This window comes from Streptomyces sp. NPDC015242 (assembly GCF_043079125.1).
Classification (GTDB): Bacteria; Actinomycetota; Actinomycetes; order Streptomycetales; family Streptomycetaceae; genus Streptomyces.
The window spans coordinates 125767-140916 of sequence record NZ_JBIBUF010000011.1 but is presented as its reverse complement, the minus strand read 5'-3'; the positions used below and the strand labels follow the sequence as shown (position 1 = coordinate 140916).

At 72.3% G+C, this 15150-nt stretch carries 18 protein-coding genes and 1 tRNA gene; 9 read left to right on the top strand and 10 right to left on the bottom strand.

Going from position 1 to position 15150, the window contains the following annotated elements; translation table 11 throughout:
• Positions 1-3: 3 nt before the first annotated feature.
• Positions 4-723, bottom strand: a complete 720-nt coding sequence (locus ACF07N_RS32100) for a hypothetical protein (protein ID WP_392119796.1) — start codon at positions 721-723, stop codon at positions 4-6.
• A gap of 47 nt (positions 724-770) precedes the next feature.
• Here ACF07N_RS32100 and ACF07N_RS32095 point away from each other — a divergent pair, with 47 nt between their 5' ends.
• Entirely contained in the window at positions 771-959 is a 189-nt protein-coding gene (locus ACF07N_RS32095; protein ID WP_030244084.1) for a DUF5703 family protein, read from the top strand.
• Positions 960-1048: 89 nt separating this feature from the next.
• Here ACF07N_RS32095 and ACF07N_RS32090 read toward each other — a convergent pair whose 3' ends face one another.
• From ACF07N_RS32090 to ACF07N_RS32080, 3 genes are all read right to left on the bottom strand, one after another.
• Positions 1049-2071, bottom strand: coding sequence for a chaplin (locus ACF07N_RS32090; RefSeq protein WP_392119792.1), 1023 nt, complete (start codon positions 2069-2071; stop codon positions 1049-1051).
• Between the two features lie 130 nt (positions 2072-2201).
• Entirely contained in the window at positions 2202-2435 is a 234-nt protein-coding gene (chpH, locus tag ACF07N_RS32085; RefSeq protein WP_383333653.1) for a chaplin ChpH, read from the bottom strand.
• 149 nt (positions 2436-2584) lie between these two features.
• Complete coding sequence (locus tag ACF07N_RS32080) at positions 2585-3910, bottom strand: M20/M25/M40 family metallo-hydrolase (protein ID WP_383333655.1); 1326 nt, start codon at positions 3908-3910, stop codon at positions 2585-2587.
• A gap of 196 nt (positions 3911-4106) precedes the next feature.
• On the opposite strand from ACF07N_RS32080, the gene ACF07N_RS32075 reads away from it, so the two are divergent.
• Positions 4107-4191 (top strand) — tRNA-Leu (locus ACF07N_RS32075).
• 62 nt (positions 4192-4253) lie between these two features.
• Positions 4254-4628, top strand: coding sequence for a YchJ family protein (locus ACF07N_RS32070; protein ID WP_392119788.1), 375 nt, complete (start codon positions 4254-4256; stop codon positions 4626-4628).
• Positions 4629-4667: 39 nt separating this feature from the next.
• Here ACF07N_RS32070 and ACF07N_RS32065 read toward each other — a convergent pair whose 3' ends face one another.
• On the bottom strand, positions 4668-5369 hold the full coding sequence (locus ACF07N_RS32065; protein ID WP_392119785.1) for a FadR/GntR family transcriptional regulator: 702 nt from the start codon (positions 5367-5369) through the stop codon (positions 4668-4670).
• A gap of 137 nt (positions 5370-5506) precedes the next feature.
• Between ACF07N_RS32065 and ACF07N_RS32060 the strand changes: the two genes are divergently transcribed.
• Together ACF07N_RS32060 and ACF07N_RS32055 are read left to right on the top strand one after the other, a co-directional pair.
• Positions 5507-6025: a gluconokinase gene (locus ACF07N_RS32060; RefSeq protein WP_383333661.1), complete on the top strand. Its 519-nt coding sequence runs from the start codon at positions 5507-5509 to the stop codon at positions 6023-6025.
• 56 nt (positions 6026-6081) lie between these two features.
• Positions 6082-7479: a GntP family permease gene (locus ACF07N_RS32055; protein WP_392119780.1), complete on the top strand. Its 1398-nt coding sequence runs from the start codon at positions 6082-6084 to the stop codon at positions 7477-7479.
• Between the two features lie 37 nt (positions 7480-7516).
• On the opposite strand, the gene ACF07N_RS32050 is transcribed toward ACF07N_RS32055, so the two are convergent.
• The 4 genes from ACF07N_RS32050 to ACF07N_RS32035 all read right to left on the bottom strand — a co-directional run bounded on the left by ACF07N_RS32050 (position 7517) and on the right by ACF07N_RS32035 (position 11488).
• The gene (locus ACF07N_RS32050; protein WP_392119777.1) at positions 7517-8140 is read right to left on the bottom strand and encodes a cytochrome b/b6 domain-containing protein; all 624 of its coding nucleotides are present in this window, start codon (positions 8138-8140) and stop codon (positions 7517-7519) included.
• A complete protein-coding gene (locus tag ACF07N_RS32045; RefSeq protein ID WP_392119774.1) occupies positions 8124-8873 on the bottom strand; it encodes a molybdopterin-dependent oxidoreductase in 750 nt (249 codons plus the stop codon). Before ACF07N_RS32045 ends, ACF07N_RS32050 begins: the two co-directional genes overlap by 17 nt.
• An 83-nt stretch (positions 8874-8956) precedes the next feature.
• Positions 8957-10504 (bottom strand): APC family permease, encoded by a 1548-nt coding sequence (locus ACF07N_RS32040; protein WP_392119771.1) that lies wholly within the window; start codon positions 10502-10504, stop codon positions 8957-8959.
• Between the two features lie 33 nt (positions 10505-10537).
• Positions 10538-11488 (bottom strand): hypothetical protein, encoded by a 951-nt coding sequence (locus ACF07N_RS32035; RefSeq protein ID WP_392119768.1) that lies wholly within the window; start codon positions 11486-11488, stop codon positions 10538-10540.
• A gap of 365 nt (positions 11489-11853) precedes the next feature.
• Between ACF07N_RS32035 and ACF07N_RS32030 the strand changes: the two genes are divergently transcribed.
• Genes ACF07N_RS32030 through ACF07N_RS32015 form a run of 4 tightly spaced genes read left to right on the top strand, consistent with a single transcriptional unit; the run spans position 11854 to position 14095 of the window.
• Positions 11854-12762 carry a DMT family transporter gene (locus ACF07N_RS32030; protein WP_392119765.1) on the top strand — a complete coding sequence of 303 codons (909 nt, stop codon included), beginning with the start codon at positions 11854-11856 and terminating at the stop codon, positions 12760-12762.
• Positions 12763-12820: 58 nt separating this feature from the next.
• Complete coding sequence (locus ACF07N_RS32025) at positions 12821-13336, top strand: NUDIX hydrolase (RefSeq protein WP_383333675.1); 516 nt, start codon at positions 12821-12823, stop codon at positions 13334-13336.
• A gap of 37 nt (positions 13337-13373) precedes the next feature.
• Positions 13374-13766: a YidH family protein gene (locus tag ACF07N_RS32020; protein WP_383333677.1), complete on the top strand. Its 393-nt coding sequence runs from the start codon at positions 13374-13376 to the stop codon at positions 13764-13766.
• Positions 13763-14095 carry a DUF202 domain-containing protein gene (locus tag ACF07N_RS32015; protein ID WP_383333679.1) on the top strand — a complete coding sequence of 111 codons (333 nt, stop codon included), beginning with the start codon at positions 13763-13765 and terminating at the stop codon, positions 14093-14095. The genes ACF07N_RS32020 and ACF07N_RS32015 overlap by 4 nt, the downstream gene beginning before the upstream one ends.
• Positions 14096-14136: 41 nt before the next feature.
• On the opposite strand, the gene ACF07N_RS32010 is transcribed toward ACF07N_RS32015, so the two are convergent.
• Positions 14137-15081: an NADP-dependent oxidoreductase gene (locus ACF07N_RS32010; protein ID WP_392119760.1), complete on the bottom strand. Its 945-nt coding sequence runs from the start codon at positions 15079-15081 to the stop codon at positions 14137-14139.
• Positions 15082-15150: the final 69 nt, after the last annotated feature.

The following is a 15150-nucleotide window of genomic DNA, read 5'->3' as shown; positions in this document are numbered from 1 at the left end:
CGTTCAGCGGCGGTCCGCGTCCAGCGGCTCCAGGTCCTCGTCCTCGTCCTCGTCCAAGTCGGTGTCGAGGTCCTCCAGCTCCTCCGGGTCCTCGTCCTCCTCGTCGTCGTCGAGGACGTCGATCTCGTCGTCGAAGACGGCGCTGACGTCGAAGCGGCACACCACCTGCTGCGCGTCGACCTGCTCGAACGGTGCCTCCAGCCACTCCCCCGGCTCGGCCGGCTCGTCCGACGCCGTCACCCAGAGCGTGGAGTCGCCCTCCTCCAGACCGAACTCCTTGTGCCGGGAGGCGATCTCGTCGGGCTCGAACTCACCGAACAGCAGACCGAGCGCACCGTGGACGGTCCCGGACGCCGGGGAGCCCTCGTCGCCGTCGGCCGCCTCGATCCGCTGTGCCTGCGCCAGCAGCCGCTGGGGTTCGGCGACGGCGTAGTCACGGCGGATCAGTACGCTCAGCGCGTTCGGTTCCTCGGGGCCGGTGTACGGGGGCAGCGCGTCCTCCGCACCGGGGATCTCGAAGGGTGTGACCTCGTCGTAGCGGTCGTAGAGCAGTTCGTCGTACACCTCTGCGGCCGCGGCCAGCTGGTTGAACGCCTCGTAGACGGCCGGGTCGTCCTCCCCCGACCTGCGTTCGACCGCGGCCAGGTGGCGGTCGAGCGCGGTCTTGACCGCCTCGGCGGCGGCGCGTACCTCGGCAGCGGTGGGCTGCGCAGCATCAGACATAGTGCAGACGCTATCCGTACGAGGCCCCAGCCCGCACAATAGATGCGATGCCGGAATACGAATTTGTCGACGTGTACGTACCGCGCGGGGTCTCCCGCAAGGAGACGGCACGTCTGCTGACGGACCATGCGGAGTACGGACACTGGGAGTTGTACCGTCTGAGCCTGCTGCGCGACGGCAGCCGCAGGGTGCGGTTGCGCCGGCGGATCATCCGCCAGGTGCGGGCCACGTGGTGAGGTGAGACGGTGCCCGGAGAAGGCACATGACGGAGCGGGCCCCGCGGCAGCGGGGCCCGCTCCGTTGCGGGGGCCGGGCGGCGGGGGTCTCAGGCCGAGGCGCGTGCCTTGCGGTAGAGGATCGCTCCCGCCAGCAGGGCGCCGGCACCGGCGGGGAGGGCGAACCCGAGCGGCAGATCGCTGCCGGTGTCCGCGAGCTGGGCGTCGCCGTGGGGCTGGGTGACGAACTGCCCGCCCGGCTCGTTGCCGTGCGCGGAGCCGCCCGGCGTTCCGGTGCCGGTGGTGGGCGGCGTACCCGGGGTGCCGGGGTGGCCGGGTCCGTCGGGGGCGCCCGGACCTCCGGGACCGCCGGGGCTACCGGGGTGACCAGGATCGCCCGGGTTGCCGGGGTGTCCGGGGGTGCCCGGGTCGCCGGGACCGCCCGGCTGTCCCGGGGTCTCGTGGCCGCCGCCGGGCGGGGCGCCGTGGTGGCCGCCGTTCGCGCAGTCGTTGCCCGTGCTGGGGTTGCCGATGCCGACGACGTCGACCGTGTTGCCGCAGACGTTCACCGGCGCGTACACCGGCGCCTGGACGTGGTTGCCGGAGCCGACACCGGGCGAGTCGCTGGCGTGCCCGCCCGCCTGCGAGCCGCCGTGATCGCCGTACCTCCCCGACGACGATCCACCGCCCTGGTTCGCGCACTCGTTGCCCATCGAGGGGTTGAAGACGCCGACGACGTCGACGCTGTTGCCGCAGACGTTCACCGGCGCGTACACCGGCGCCTGGACGTGGTTGCCGGAGCCGACACCGGGTGAGTCGCTCGCGTGCCCGCCCGCGTGCGAGCCGCCGTGGCCACCGTGATCGCCGTATCCCCCCGACGACGATCCACCGCCCTGGTCGGCGCACGAGTTGCCCATCGCCGGGTTGAGCACGCCGACGACGTTGACCGTGTTGCCGCAGGCGTTGACCGGTGCGTGCACCGGCGCCTGCACCGTGTTCCCGGACAGCACGCCGGGCGAGCCCGACGTGGTGCCCTGCGCACCGGAGGAAGCGTGAGCGGAGCCGCCCGCGGCGGCGATCACACCGGTCGCGGCCGCCACGGTCATCAGACCCTTGCGGGTGACCTGTCGCATTGCTGAATACCTGCCTTCGACCCTTTATCGAATTCTTCTCGAATTCCCCTGAAGAAGCGCTCGGTCCCGGAGCGCATGGCTCGCGCTCCGGGACCGGTGGCTTCGAACTCCCCTCAGAGAGGGGGACGCATCACTTGTTGATGCAGGTGTTGCCGAAGGCGGGGTTCAGCAGCCCGATCACGGAGACCGTGTTGCCGCAGACGTTCACCGGGACGTGAACGGGCACCTGGATGACATTGCCGGACACGACACCCGGGGAGTGCACCGCGGCACCCTGGGCACCGGAGTCGGCGACGGCCATACCCGCACCCGCGAGCACCAGACCACCGGTGGCAGCCGCAGCAGCGACGACCTTCTTGATCATTATTCCTCCTAGTTGGCAAAGCGACCCATCTTGCGATCGCATTACCTGTAACGAGGCTGGAGTAATGAGGCTACGAGCTTATGGTCGCATTCACTCTTCCCAGTCGATCTCGCACGCGCGCCCGAATACCGGCCTGCGGGAGGCGCCTTTCAGGACGCGTCGATGAACCGGTCGAGCACCCGCACCCCGAACTTCAGCCCGTCGACCGGGACCCGCTCGTCCACGCCGTGGAACATGCCGGCGAAGTCCAGCTCCGGCGGCAGCTTCAGGGGCGCGAAGCCGAAGCCCCGGATGCCCAGGTCGTCGAAGGACTTCGCGTCCGTGCCGCCGGAGAGCATGTAGGGGATCGCCTTGGCGGTCGGGTCCTCGGCGAGCAGCGAGGACTGCATGGCCTCCACGAGCGCCCCGTCGAAGGTGGTCTCGACGGCCTTGTCGGCGTGGACGTCCTCGCGCCGCACCTTCGGGCCGAGGATCCGGTCGAGGTCGGCGAGGAACTCGTCCTCGAACCCGGGCAGGAAGCGGCCGTCGACGTGGGCGGTCGCCTCGCCGGGGATGACGTTGACCTTGTAACCGGCCCCGAGCTGCGTGGGGTTGGCCGTGTTGCTGAGGGTCGCGCCGATGAGCTTGGCGATGCCGCCGAGCCTGGCGAGGGTCGACTCCATGTCCTCCGGGTCGAGCTCGGTGCCGAGCGCGTCGCCGAGTTCGTCGAGGAAGGCCCGGGTGGTCTTGGTGACCCGCACCGGGAACTTGTGCCGGCCCAGCCGGGCGACGGCCTCCGACAGCTCGGTGATCGCGTTGTCCCGGTGGATCATCGACCCGTGCCCCGCCGTGCCGGCCACGGTCAGCTTCATCCAGTGCATGCCCTTCTCGGCCGTCTGGATCAGGTACAGCCGCCGCTCCTCGCTCACCGTGAAGGAGAAGCCGCCCACCTCGCTGATCGCCTCGGTGACACCGTCGAAGAGGTCACGGTGGTGGTCGACGAGATAGCGGGCCCCGTAGGTGCCGCCCGCCTCCTCGTCCGCGAGGAACGCGAGGACGATGTCGCGCGGGGGCTTGCGCCCGCTGCGCAGCCGGTCGCGCACGACCGCCAGGGTCATCGCGTCCATGTCCTTCATGTCGACCGCCCCGCGGCCCCAGACGCAGCCGTCGGCGATCTCGCCGGAGAAGGGGTGGTGGGTCCAGTCGTCGGCGTTGGCCGGCACCACGTCGGTGTGACCGTGGATGAGGAGCGCGGGCCGGGAGGGGTCCTCGCCCTCGATACGGGCCACCGTGGAGGCGCGGCCCGGGTGGGATTCGAAGATCCGCGGTTCGAGCCCGACCTCGGCCAGCTTCTCGGCCACGTACTCGGCCGCCTTGCGCTCGCCCGGTCCCGAGTGGTCGCCGTAGTTGCTGGTGTCGATCTGGATCAGCTCGCGGCAGAGGTCCACGACCTCGTCCTCGCCGGTGACGTTCCTGGCCGTGTCCGTCTCGCTCACGTGCTTCCTCCCGGTGTCACTGCTGGTGGGTCCCCTTCATCCTCCCTCTCCCCCGCCCGCTCCCCAAGAGCCCTCCCGGCCCGTCACACGCCGTTCACGCCGGTCCCGGCCGGAGACGGGGGGTGATCGGTCACCCTCGAAAGCCTGGTAATGTTTACGTCGTCGCCGCGGGGAGAACCCACGCGACAGACACCTTGTCCGGGTGGCGGAATGGCAGACGCGCTAGCTTGAGGTGCTAGTGCCCTTTATCGGGCGTGGGGGTTCAAGTCCCCCCTCGGACACATGAGGCTGAGGGCCGTGACCGCGAGGTCGCGGCCCTCGGTCGTTTCGGCGGAGAGGTGACATGACCAGGCGTTCCTGCCCGTGCGGGCTCCCCGAGGCCTACGAGGCGTGCTGTGGGCGCTTCCACTCCGGGGCGGCCGCAGCGCCGACGGCCGAGCGGCTGATGCGGTCGCGGTACTGCGCCTTCGTCAAGGGTGACACCGTCTATCTGCTGCGGACCTGGCACCCGCGGACGCGGCCCGGGACGCTGGAGCCGGACCCGGGGACGCGGTGGACCGGGCTGGAGATCCTGGACACACGGGACGGGTCCGCCTTCCACTCGACCGGGACCGTGGAGTTCCGTGCGTCCTACCGGGGCGGGTCGCTGCACGAGCGCAGCCGGTTCGAGCGGGTCGACGGGGCGTGGGTGTACGTCGACGGGGACTTCCTGTCGTAGGTCCGGTCCGTGGCGGCCGCCTTCGCCGCGGCGCCAGGATCACGGCGCCAGGATGTCGAGTTCCTGGAGGGCGCCGACCGTGATCTCGCGGGTCAGTTGCTCCGCCCGGGCCGCGTCGCCCGCGCGGACCGCCTCGGCGACCTGGACGTGGAGGGTGACGGCGGCCGGGTCCGGGTCCTCGAACATCACGTCGTGCTGCGTGCGGCCGGTGAGGACCTCGGCGACGACGTCGCCGAGGCGGGCGAACATCTCGTTGCCCGAAGCCGACAGGATGACGCGGTGGAAGGCGATGTCGTGGAAGAGGTATCCCTCCAGCTTGTGACCGCGTGAGTGGGCGACCATGCCGAGGGCGCACTCGGTGAGTTCGGCGCACTGCTCGGAGGTGGCGTGCCGGGCGGCGAGGCCGGCCGCGACCGGCTCGATCGCCGAGCGCAGCACCGTGAGGGAGCGCAGCTGCTGCGGGCGGTCGGCGCCGGCCAGACGCCAGCGGATGACCTGCGGGTCGTAGACGTTCCACTCGGATCTGGGGCGGACCGTGACGCCGACGCGGCGGCGGGACTCGACGAGGTGCATGGACTCCAGGACCCGGACCGCTTCGCGCATCACCGAGCGTGACACGTCGAAGCGCTGGGCGAGCTCGTCCGTGCGCAGGACACTGCCCGGCGGGTACTCACCCGCGGTGATCTCGGGGCCCAGGGTGTCCAGTACGCGGCCGTGCAGCCCCCGGCCCGGTGTGGTCATGCACTCAGCGTACGGGGTAGATCACGGAGACAAAAAGTCAGACTTATTCATCACGAAGTCTTGAATTCGTCGTACCTAATGAGTTTCAGTTGCGTCGACATCACGTGTCGACGAGGACAGCAGACAGTGAGGCAGCGATGAACACCCCCCATGTCGTCGTGGTCATGGGCGTCGCGGGCACGGGCAAGACCACCATCGGTCCCCTGCTCGCCGCCCGGCTCGGCGTTCCCTACGCCGAGGGCGACGACTTCCACCCGGCGGCCAACATCGCCAAGATGTCGGCCGGTACGCCGCTCACCGACGAGGACCGCGGACCCTGGCTGGACGCCATCGGCGACTGGGCCCAGGGGCGGGCCGGGCTCGGCGGGGTGGTCAGCTGCTCGGCGCTGAAGCGGTCGTACCGCGACCGGCTGCGGTCCGCCGCGCCCGGCGTGGTCTTCGTGCACCTCACGGGCGACCGCGCGCTGATCGAAGACCGGATGTCGCACCGGCAGGGGCACTTCATGCCCACGGCACTGCTCGATTCCCAGTTCGCCACGCTCCAGCCGCTCCAGGCGGACGAGGCGGGGGTCGCCGTGGACGTCGCGGGCAGCCCGGCGGAGATCACCGAGCGGGCGGTGCACGCCATCGGCTCGCTCCCCGAGCCGATCCTCTAGCCCCCGCCGGTTTCCCCCCTTCTCCCCCGACTCCCCGAACGCAAGGGAACACCCCCGTGACCAGACTCAGCGTCGAGATGCTGGCAGCGGACGCACCCGAGCCGATCACCTCGGCCGGCCACGCTCAGCTGGGCATCGCCGTCCTGGCGGGCATCGCCGTCATCGTCCTGCTCATCACCAAGTTCAAGCTGCACGCCTTCCTGGCGCTGACCATCGGGTCGCTGGCGCTCGGCGCGCTCGCCGGGGCGCCCCTGGACAAGGTCCTCACCAGCTTCAGCACCGGCCTCGGCTCCACGGTCGCCGGCGTCGGCGTGCTGATCGCCCTGGGCGCGATCCTCGGCAAGATGCTCGCCGACTCCGGCGGCGCCGACCAGATCGTCGACACCATTTTGGCCAGGGCCGGCGGTCGCTCGATGCCCTGGGCGATGGTGCTCATCGCCTCCGTGATCGGGCTGCCGCTGTTCTTCGAGGTCGGCATCGTGCTGCTGATCCCGGTGGTGCTGATGGTCGCCAAGCGCGGCAACTACTCGCTCATGCGCATCGGCATCCCGGCGCTCGCGGGTCTGTCGGTGATGCACGGCCTCGTGCCGCCGCACCCCGGTCCGCTGGTCGCGATCGACGCGGTCGGCGCCGACCTCGGCGTGACGCTGGCGCTCGGCGTCCTCGTCGCCGTCCCGACGGTGATCATCGCCGGACCGGTGTTCTCGAAGTACGCGGCCCGCTGGGTCGACGTCCCCGCGCCCGAGAAGATGATCCCGCAGCGCGCCTCCGAGGACCTCGAGAAGCGTCCCGGCTTCGGCGCCACGCTCTTCACGGTGCTCCTCCCGGTGATCCTCATGCTCGCCAAGGCGCTGGTGGACATCGTCGTGGACGACCCCGAGAACACCGTGCAGCGGGTCTTCGACGTCATCGGCGCCCCCATGATCGCGCTGCTCGCCTCGGTGCTGGTCGGCATCTTCACGCTGCTGCGGCCCGCCGGGTTCTCCAAGGAGCGGATCTCGCCGCTCGTCGAGAAGAGCCTCATGCCGATCGCGGGCATCCTGCTGATCGTCGGCGCGGGCGGCGGCTTCAAGCAGACGCTCATCGACACGGGCGTGGGGCAGATGGTCCTGGACATCTCCGAGGACTGGGCCATCCCGGCGCTGCTGCTGGCCTGGCTGATCGCGGTGGTCATCCGGCTCGCGACCGGCTCGGCGACCGTCGCCACGGTCTCGGCGGCCGGTCTGGTCGCCCCGCTCGCGGCCGACATGTCGACCACACACGCCGCTCTCCTCGTCCTGGCCATCGGCGCCGGCTCGCTGTTCTTCAGCCACGTCAACGACGCCGGCTTCTGGATGGTGAAGGAGTACTTCGGGCTGAGCGTCGGCCAGAACATCAAGACCTGGTCCGTCATGGAGACGATCATCTCGGTGGTCGCCGGCGGTCTGGTCCTGCTGTTGTCCCTCGTCATCTAGGAGGGCGGCGGCGACGGGGCGCCCCGGAGGCGACGGATCACTCGCGCCACAAGGGGTGCTCCCGGTCCGTCCACTCCCTGCTCACGCTGCCGGTGCGCATGCCCCTTCGGGCCTCCGGGTCCGCCAGCGCCATACCGATGTGACCGGCCAGGACGATGCCGACGGTCAGGGCCAGCCAGTCGTGGACGAAGGTCGCGCTGGTGCGCCAGAACAAGGGCGTGAGGTGGGTGAGCCACATCATCAGGCCGGTGCCGAGCATGACGAGGCCGGCGCCGGCGATCCAGGCCGCGTAGATCTTCTGGCCGGCGTTGAACTTGCCCGCCGGACGGGACGCGTGGCGCTTGTCCCGGTGCAGGGCGGCGCGCAGCCAGGCGCGGTCGTGCGGGCCGAAGCGGTTGAGGCGGCCCAGGTCGGCGCGGAAGGCCCGGGAGGCCAGGCCCGTCAGCGCAGGGACGGGCAGGGCGAGTCCGGACCAGACGTGCAGGGTGACGACGAGGGCGCGGCGGCCGGCGAGTTCGGCGAGCTGCGGGACGTAGAGGAAGGCCGCGGTCACCACGCAGACGCCCGTCAGGGCGGCCGTGGCGCGGTGGACCCAGCGCTGTGCCGGGGTGAAGCGGCGCAGCTCGGCCGCTGCCGGGGGCGCGTCAGCTCGTGGGCTCATCGTCGCGTCCGTTCGAACGGCCCACCCAGGCGTCCACGTCGTAGCCGCGCTCCTCCCAGTAGCCGGGCCTGACCTCGTCGGTGACGGTGATGCCGGAAAGCCACTTGGCGGACTTGTAGAAGTACATGGGCGCCACGTAGAGGCGGACCGGGCCGCCGTGGGAGTGGCCGAGGTCCTCGTCCCGCATGCGGAGGGCGACCAGGACGTCGTCGCGGCGGGCCTGGGCGAGGGTGAGGCTCTCGAAGTACGTGCCGTCGAAGCAGGTGAAGCGGACGGCCCTGGCCGTGGGGCGGACGCCGGCCGCGTCCAGGAGGCGGGACAGGCGTACCCCCTCGAAGGGGGTGTCCGGGACGCGCCAGCCGGTGACGCACTGGACGTCGCGGACCATGCGGGTCTGCGGGAGGGTCCTGAGGTCGGCCAGGGTGTAGGTGGCCGGGTGGTCGACCAGGCCGTCGACCCTGAGGCGGTAGGTGCCGGCGTTCCTGCGCGGGACCGACGAGGCGACCGAGTAGTAGCGGAAGCCGCCGCCGTTCGGGAGGAGGCCGGTCAGGCCGGTGGGGTCCTTGCCGGCGGCGCTGCCGAGGAAGCCCTCCAGACCGCGTTGCAGCGGGGGCGCGGCGACCACGCCGAGGGCGCCCAGGGCGAGGGTGCCGAGGAAGACGCGGCGGCCGACCGGGGTGCCCCGCTCCTCGGGACGGTCCTCGCCCGCGCCCTGATGTACGTCCTGGTTCACGTCCTCATTCGAGCACCCGCGGCCTGTTCGGGACAGGGGTCGCGGGTGCTCGTCAGAGTTCCGTCACTTCTCGCGGCGGCGGATCAGGACGGCGACGCCCCGTCCGCCGCCTTGTCCAGCTGGAACGCCTCGTTGCCGAGTCCGATGCGGGCGTGCTTCTCGGGGGCGCGGGCGCGCAGCACGAGACCGAGGACCAGGCCGGCGGCGAGGGCCAGGCCGATGATGCCGGGCAGGACCCAGCTGAGCGACGAGCCGGGTCCGGCGCCGACCAGGACGTCGAAGTCCTTGACGGTGTAGCCGGCGATGACGAGCAGGGCGATTCCGGCCAGCGCGGAGGTGACCAGCCGCCAGGCCTGGGCGCCCGCGGCGCCGCGGCGGACGAAGAAGACGACGACCGACAGGGAGGCCGCCGCCATCAGGACGATCACGCCGAGGGCGCCGACGTTGCCGAGCCAGGTGAACAGGTGCAGGACGGGCGCGGTCGGATCGCCCACCGGCTTGTCGTCGGCGATCGCGAAGCCGGTCACGACCACCACGGCCACCACGGTCTGCAGCAGCGAACCGGTGCCCGGGGCGCCGCTGGTGCCGCTGGTGCGGCCGAACGCGGCGGGCAGCAGGCCCTCGCGGCCCATGGCGAAGGCGTACCGGGCGACGACGTTGTGGAAGCTGAGCAGGGCGGCGAACATGCCGGTGACGAACAGGACGTGCAGGACGTCCGTGAAGGTGCCGCCGAGGCGGGACTCGGTGAGGAAGAACAGCATCCCGGCGCTCTGCTTCTGTGCCGTGCCGACGATCGCGGCGGGGCCGGTGGCGACGGTGAGGGCCCAACTGCTCAGCGCGAAGAAGACGGCGACCCCGGCGACGGCGAGGAACATCACGCGCGGCACCAGGACGTGCGGGCGGCTGGTCTCCTCGGCGTAGACCGGGGCCTGTTCGAAGCCGAGGAAGGCGGCGATGCAGAAGCACAGCGCGGTGCCGACGCCCGCGCCGGTGAGGGTGTCGGGGTTGAAGGCGTGCAGCGACAGGCCCTCCGTGCCGGGGTCGGTGAGGGCCGCGATGTCGAAGATCACCACGAGGAGCACCTCGATGACCAGCAGGACGCCGAGGACGCGCGCGTTGACGTCGATCTTCAGCCAGCCCAGCAGCCCGACGGCGAGCGCGGCCACCAGGGCCGGTATCCACCACGCGACCTCGATCTCGGCGTAGGTGGCGAACAGCCCGGAGACCTCGAAGCCGAGGATGCCGTAGATGCCGATCTGGAGCGCGTTGTAGGCGACGAGGGCGACCAGGGCGGCGCCCGCTCCGGCGGTGCCGCCGAGGCCGCGGGAGATGTAGGCGTAGAAGGCGCCCGCGTTGTGGACGTGCCGGCTCATCTCGGCGTAGCCGAGGCTGAACAGGACCAGGACGACGCCCAGGACCACGAAGAGCAGCGGCTGGCCGACGATGCCCATCACCGCGAATGTGGTGGGCATGACACCCGCGACGACCATGAGGGGGGCGGTCGCGGCGAGCACGGAAAGCAGCAGGCCCCCGGTGCCGAGCCGGCCGGCGCGCAGGGCACGCTCCTGCCCTTTGAAGGTACTGATGCCGCCGGGGGCGGACGGGTTCGCTCTCGTGCTGTCCGTGGTCATCGGGAGGGCGTCCTCACTTGTGGGATAGGGGGGTCAGACCGTGCCGAGCGCGCCGGCGCGGGCGGCGGCGAAGGCGGTGTGCGGGTCGCGGTCCGGGTACGACCAGGGCGCCGGGGTGGCGTGGCGGCCGATCCGGTGGAACAGGGCGGCGGCCTCGGCGCCCCGCCCTTCGCAGAACTTGGCGTGGGCGAGGAAGTTCAGGTCGATCAGCCGCCGCGGGTGACCCTCCAGCTCCCACTCCAGCCACCAGTCGAAGGCCGCTTTCATCACCTGCCGGGCGCGGCGGCCCGTCCAGTGGCCGGAGGCGGCCGGGTCGGCGGACCCGTACCCGGCGGCGGCCAGCGCGCGGTAGCGCTCGGCGTGGGCGATGACCGGCAGGATCGCGAGCGGGGAGTCGGCGGGTGCCTGTTCGGCGGCCCAGTTGGCGAAGTCGTAGACCTCGTGCAGGGGGTCGGGGCCGACGTCCGTGCGGCGTCCGGCGAGGCGGGCGACCATCAGGTGGTGGGCGTGGTGGTGGTCGGCGTACCGGGCGCGGACCTGCTCGAACGTCCGCACGACGTCCTGGTCGGTCCCGACCGCGCACTCCAGCATGAGCAGCCCGAGCCAGGGGGTGGGGTCGGCGGGGTCACGGCCGGCCGCCTCCCGGCAGGCCTCGCGGGCCGGGGCCGGTTTGCCCTTGCCGTCCAGGGCACGCCGGACCTGGGCCACGGCGAGCAGGACCGAGGCGTCGGCGGACTCGGGTTCGGCGAGCAGCCACTCGCGGGCCCAGGCGGCCGTCGAGGACTCGCGGGCCAGGACCGTGACGCGGTGGCCGCGGCGGTCCCAGTCGTCGCCGGTGCGGACCAGCAGGGAACGGGCGTTCTGCCAGCGGCCCTGGGCCAGGGACGTGCGCGCGGTCACGAGGTCGGCGTCGTCGAGGGCCTCGTCGAAGGCCTGTGCCGCACGTCTGCGGCCACGGCCGAGGGGAGGCGGGGGTGGGGACACCGCGGGACTTCCTCACGCGCTCTTCTTGTGTTTCGGCTCACGGTGGTCGCCGGTGCGCGGGGTGTGCGCACCGCCATGAACTGATCACACACAGCCAACCCCGCACCAACGGTTGGCGTCAAGGGCCGCCGCCGCGTTACACGCGTCAACTGCCGTTGCCCGTGCGGGCTTTGTGACCCATGAGACCCCTGGTGGCAGGGCGATCAGCTGCCGAATTATCCGTTTCGCCCGTTGTGACGTACGTCATGGCGTGGGCGGGCGGCGGCCCCCACGATGGCAGGACGTACGGGCGAGCCGGGCGGAGCCGGCCGGTACAGTCGGCCCCTACGCCATCGTGACCCGACCTGACGATCGAGGTACACCGCGTGTCGGTTCTTGTCCTGGCCCTCGCCCTCGGCGCCGCCTGCTGTCTCGGCTTCGGCTTCGTCCTGCAGCAGAACGCGGCCCAGCGGGCCCCGCTGAGCGACTTCCTCTCCTTCCGCCTGCTGCTCGACCTGGCCAGGGTGCCCCGCTGGCTCGGCGGCATCGCGCTGATGGTGGCCGGCATGGCACTGGGCGCCGCCGCGCTCGGGCAGGGCGAGCTGTCGCTGGTGGAGCCGCTGCTGGCCACGAACCTGCTCTTCGCGCTCGCGCTCTCCCGCAAGCAGTGCGGCCGGCCGCTGGGCCGCCAGGGCTGGGCGGGCCTGCTGCTGCTCGCGGGCGGCGTGACGGCGTTCGTCGTGGCGGGCCGGCCCGAGGGCGGCACCGCGACGGCCGATCCCCTGCGGCAGTGGCTCATCATCGGCGGCATGATCGGGCTCGCTCTGCTCCTCACGGCACGCGGGCGGCGCTCGCGGCTGGGCTCCGGTCCGGTGCTGCTGGCGCTCGCCGCCGGGCTGCTGTACGGGGTGCAGGACGCGCTGACCCGGGTGAGCGGGCAGAAGGCCGCCGAGGACGGCCTGGCCGGACTGCTGACCGGCTGGCAGCCCTACGCGGTGCTCGCGCTCGGCGTCACCGGGCTGGTTCTCGTGCAGAGCGCCTTCGAGACGGCGTCCCTGCGCAAGTCGCTGCCCGCCCTGACCGCGGCCCAGCCGCTGGCCGGGATCATCTGCGGCGTCGGCTTCCTGGGCGACCGGCTGCGCACCGACGCGGTGGCGCTGACCTGGGAGGCCGGTGGCCTCGCGGCCGTCGTCGCGGGCATCGTGCTGCTGGGGCTGCATCCGGCGATGCCGACGGGGCCGGCCGCGCGGCCCGCACCGGTCGCCGCGCCCGCCGTGAGCCCGGCCTCGCCCTGACGGGCCCGGCTCCCCGCCCGGCCCCTGCTCCCCCGGCCGCCCCTGCTTGGATGAGGGCATGAGCGCTGCTGACGAGATCCTCGACATCGTCGACGAGCACGACCGGGTCGTCGGGCGGTCCCCCCGCGGCGAGGCCTACGCCCGGGGCCTGCGCCACCGCTGCGTGTTCGTCCTGGCCCGGGACGCCGGGGGCCGGATCTTCGTGCACCGGCGGACCCCGACCAAGCTGGTCTTCCCCTCCCTCCACGACATGTTCGTCGGCGGGGTCGTCGGCGCGGGCGAGTCCTACGACACGGCCGCCCTGCGGGAGGCGGAGGAGGAGCTCGGCGTCACCGGCCTGCCGGACCCGCGGTTCCTCTTCAAGTTCCTCTACGACGACGGCGCCGGGCGCAGCTGGTGGTCGGCGGTGTACGAGGTGCGCTGCGAGCTGCCCGTACGGCCGCAGGCCGAGGAGGTCGCCTGGCACGACTTCCTGCCGGAGGACGAGGTGGAGCGGCGCCTGGCCGACTGGGAGTGGGTGCCGGACGGGCTCGCGGCGTACGAACGGCTCCGGGCGTTCCGGGCGACGGGCTGACACGGCGGGCGAGCCCGCCCCGGGTAGGGTCGCGCACGTGATCGAGTTCGTACGGAACGTCCGGTTGTGGTTCGCACCCGCCGAGGTACGGCGGGACGGCGAGACGCCCGACTACCGGTTCTCGCTGGCGAACGAACGCACCTTCCTCGCCTGGCTGCGCACCGCGCTCGCGCTCATCGGCGGCGGCTTCGCCGTCGATCAGTTCCTGCCGGACCTGCGCTGGGGCTGGCGGGTCGGGCTGGCGCTCGCCCTGCTCGCCGCGGGCGTGCTGTGCTCGCTGCGCGCGGTCAACCACTGGGTGCGCTGCGAACGGGCCATGCGCCGGGGCGAGGACCTGCCGGTGTCACGGTTCCCCGCGCTGCTGAGCCTCGTCGTGGCGGTGGTGGCCGTCGCCATGGTCCTCGTCGTGCTCGTGGGGTGGGAGGGGTGAGCGCCCCGGATCTCCGGCGGGTTCCGGACCGCGACCCCGGGCTGCAGCCGGAACGGACCCGGCTCGCGTGGCGGCGTACGACGCTGTCCGGCACGGTCGTCGCCGTGCTCGCCGTGAAGACCACGCTGCACGGCGGGGCGTCGGCGGCCGGGATCGTGGCGTGCGCGCTGTGCTGTGCGCTCTGGCTCGGGGTGCTCGTCATCGCCCACCGCCGGATCCGCGTGCTCGCGGCGACGCCGGGCCCCGTGGCGTTCGCGCCACGGCACGCCGCGGCGGCGGTGCTGTGCACGGTGGCGATGGCGGCGTGCGGTGCGGCCCTCGTCCTCTAGGGCCACACATCCAGGGCCACACATCCAGGGCACCGCGCTCCTCACTCGCCCTCGCTGTCCCAGTCCACCGTGACGACGATCTTGCCGCGGGTGCGGCCCTCCTGGTTCAGCCGGTGCGCGTCCGCCGCCCGCTCCAGCGGGAAGGTCTCGTCGACGTGCACGCCCACCACGCCCTGCTCCGCCAGTTCGGACAGATGACGCAGGTCCTCGGCGTCCGGGCGGACGAAGTAGTAGCGGCCGCCGTAGGTCACCACCTCGTTGTCGGCGATGGACACCAGCCGGCCCTCCGGGGCCAGCAGGTTCGCGGAGACCTTCAGCGCGTCGCCGCCGACCGTGTCGAAGACCGCGTCCACGCCCTCGGGCGCCAGCCCCCGCACCCGCTCCCCCAGGCCCTCGCCGTACGTCACCGGCTCCCCGCCCAGGCTCCGCACGAAGTCGTGGTTCGGCTCGCTCGCCGTCCCGATCACCCGCGCCCCGAGGTGGGTGCCGAGCTGCACGGCGACCGAGCCGACGCCGCCGGCCGCGGCGTGCACCAGGACGGTCTCGCCCCGCTTCACCTCGAGCACCTTGCGCAGCACCTGGTAGGCGGTGAGCCCGACCAGGGGCAGGCCCGCAGCCTCCTCCCAGGTGAGGTTGCGCGGCTTGCGGGCGAGGGTGCGCAGCGGCGCGGCCACGTACTCGGCGAAAGTGCCGCGGGAGAGGAAGTCCTCCCGGACGTAGCCGATGACCTCGTCCCCGACGTCGAACTCCGAGACGGCCACCCCGGGCCGGACGACCACACCGGAGACGTCCCAGCCGGGCACCACGGGGAAGACGGGGGCGAGGATGCCGGCCAGATGGCCCTCGCGGGCCTTCCAGTCGACGGGGTTCACGGCCGCCGCCCGCACCTTCACCAGCACCGCGTCCGGCCCGACCACGGGGTCGCGCACCTCCCCGAACGCCAGCACCTCGGGTCCGCCGTACCGTGAGTAGCTGATCGCCTTCATGGATCCGACCCTCACGGCTCGGCGGAGGGCGCGCAAGCCGGATGACCTGAACGAACCGGCCTGCGGGTG

Bases quoted from the DNA above. Each gene is read 5' to 3' on its own strand.
- ACF07N_RS32100 (WP_392119796.1), bottom strand. From the start codon at position 723: ATGTCTGATGCTGCGCAGCCCACCGCTGCCGAGGTACGCGCCGCCGCC.
- ACF07N_RS32095 (WP_030244084.1), top strand. From the start codon at position 771: ATGCCGGAATACGAATTTGTCGACGTGTACGTACCGCGCGGGGTCTCC.
- ACF07N_RS32090 (WP_392119792.1), bottom strand. From the start codon at position 2,071: ATGCGACAGGTCACCCGCAAGGGTCTGATGACCGTGGCGGCCGCGACC.
- chpH (WP_383333653.1), bottom strand. From the start codon at position 2,435: ATGATCAAGAAGGTCGTCGCTGCTGCGGCTGCCACCGGTGGTCTGGTG.
- ACF07N_RS32070 (WP_392119788.1), top strand. From the start codon at position 4,254: ATGACCAGGCGTTCCTGCCCGTGCGGGCTCCCCGAGGCCTACGAGGCG.
- ACF07N_RS32065 (WP_392119785.1), bottom strand. From the start codon at position 5,369: ATGACCACACCGGGCCGGGGGCTGCACGGCCGCGTACTGGACACCCTG.
- ACF07N_RS32060 (WP_383333661.1), top strand. From the start codon at position 5,507: ATGAACACCCCCCATGTCGTCGTGGTCATGGGCGTCGCGGGCACGGGC.
- ACF07N_RS32050 (WP_392119777.1), bottom strand. From the start codon at position 8,140: ATGAGCCCACGAGCTGACGCGCCCCCGGCAGCGGCCGAGCTGCGCCGC.
- ACF07N_RS32040 (WP_392119771.1), bottom strand. From the start codon at position 10,504: ATGACCACGGACAGCACGAGAGCGAACCCGTCCGCCCCCGGCGGCATC.
- ACF07N_RS32025 (WP_383333675.1), top strand. From the start codon at position 12,821: ATGAGCGCTGCTGACGAGATCCTCGACATCGTCGACGAGCACGACCGG.
- ACF07N_RS32010 (WP_392119760.1), bottom strand. From the start codon at position 15,081: ATGAAGGCGATCAGCTACTCACGGTACGGCGGACCCGAGGTGCTGGCG.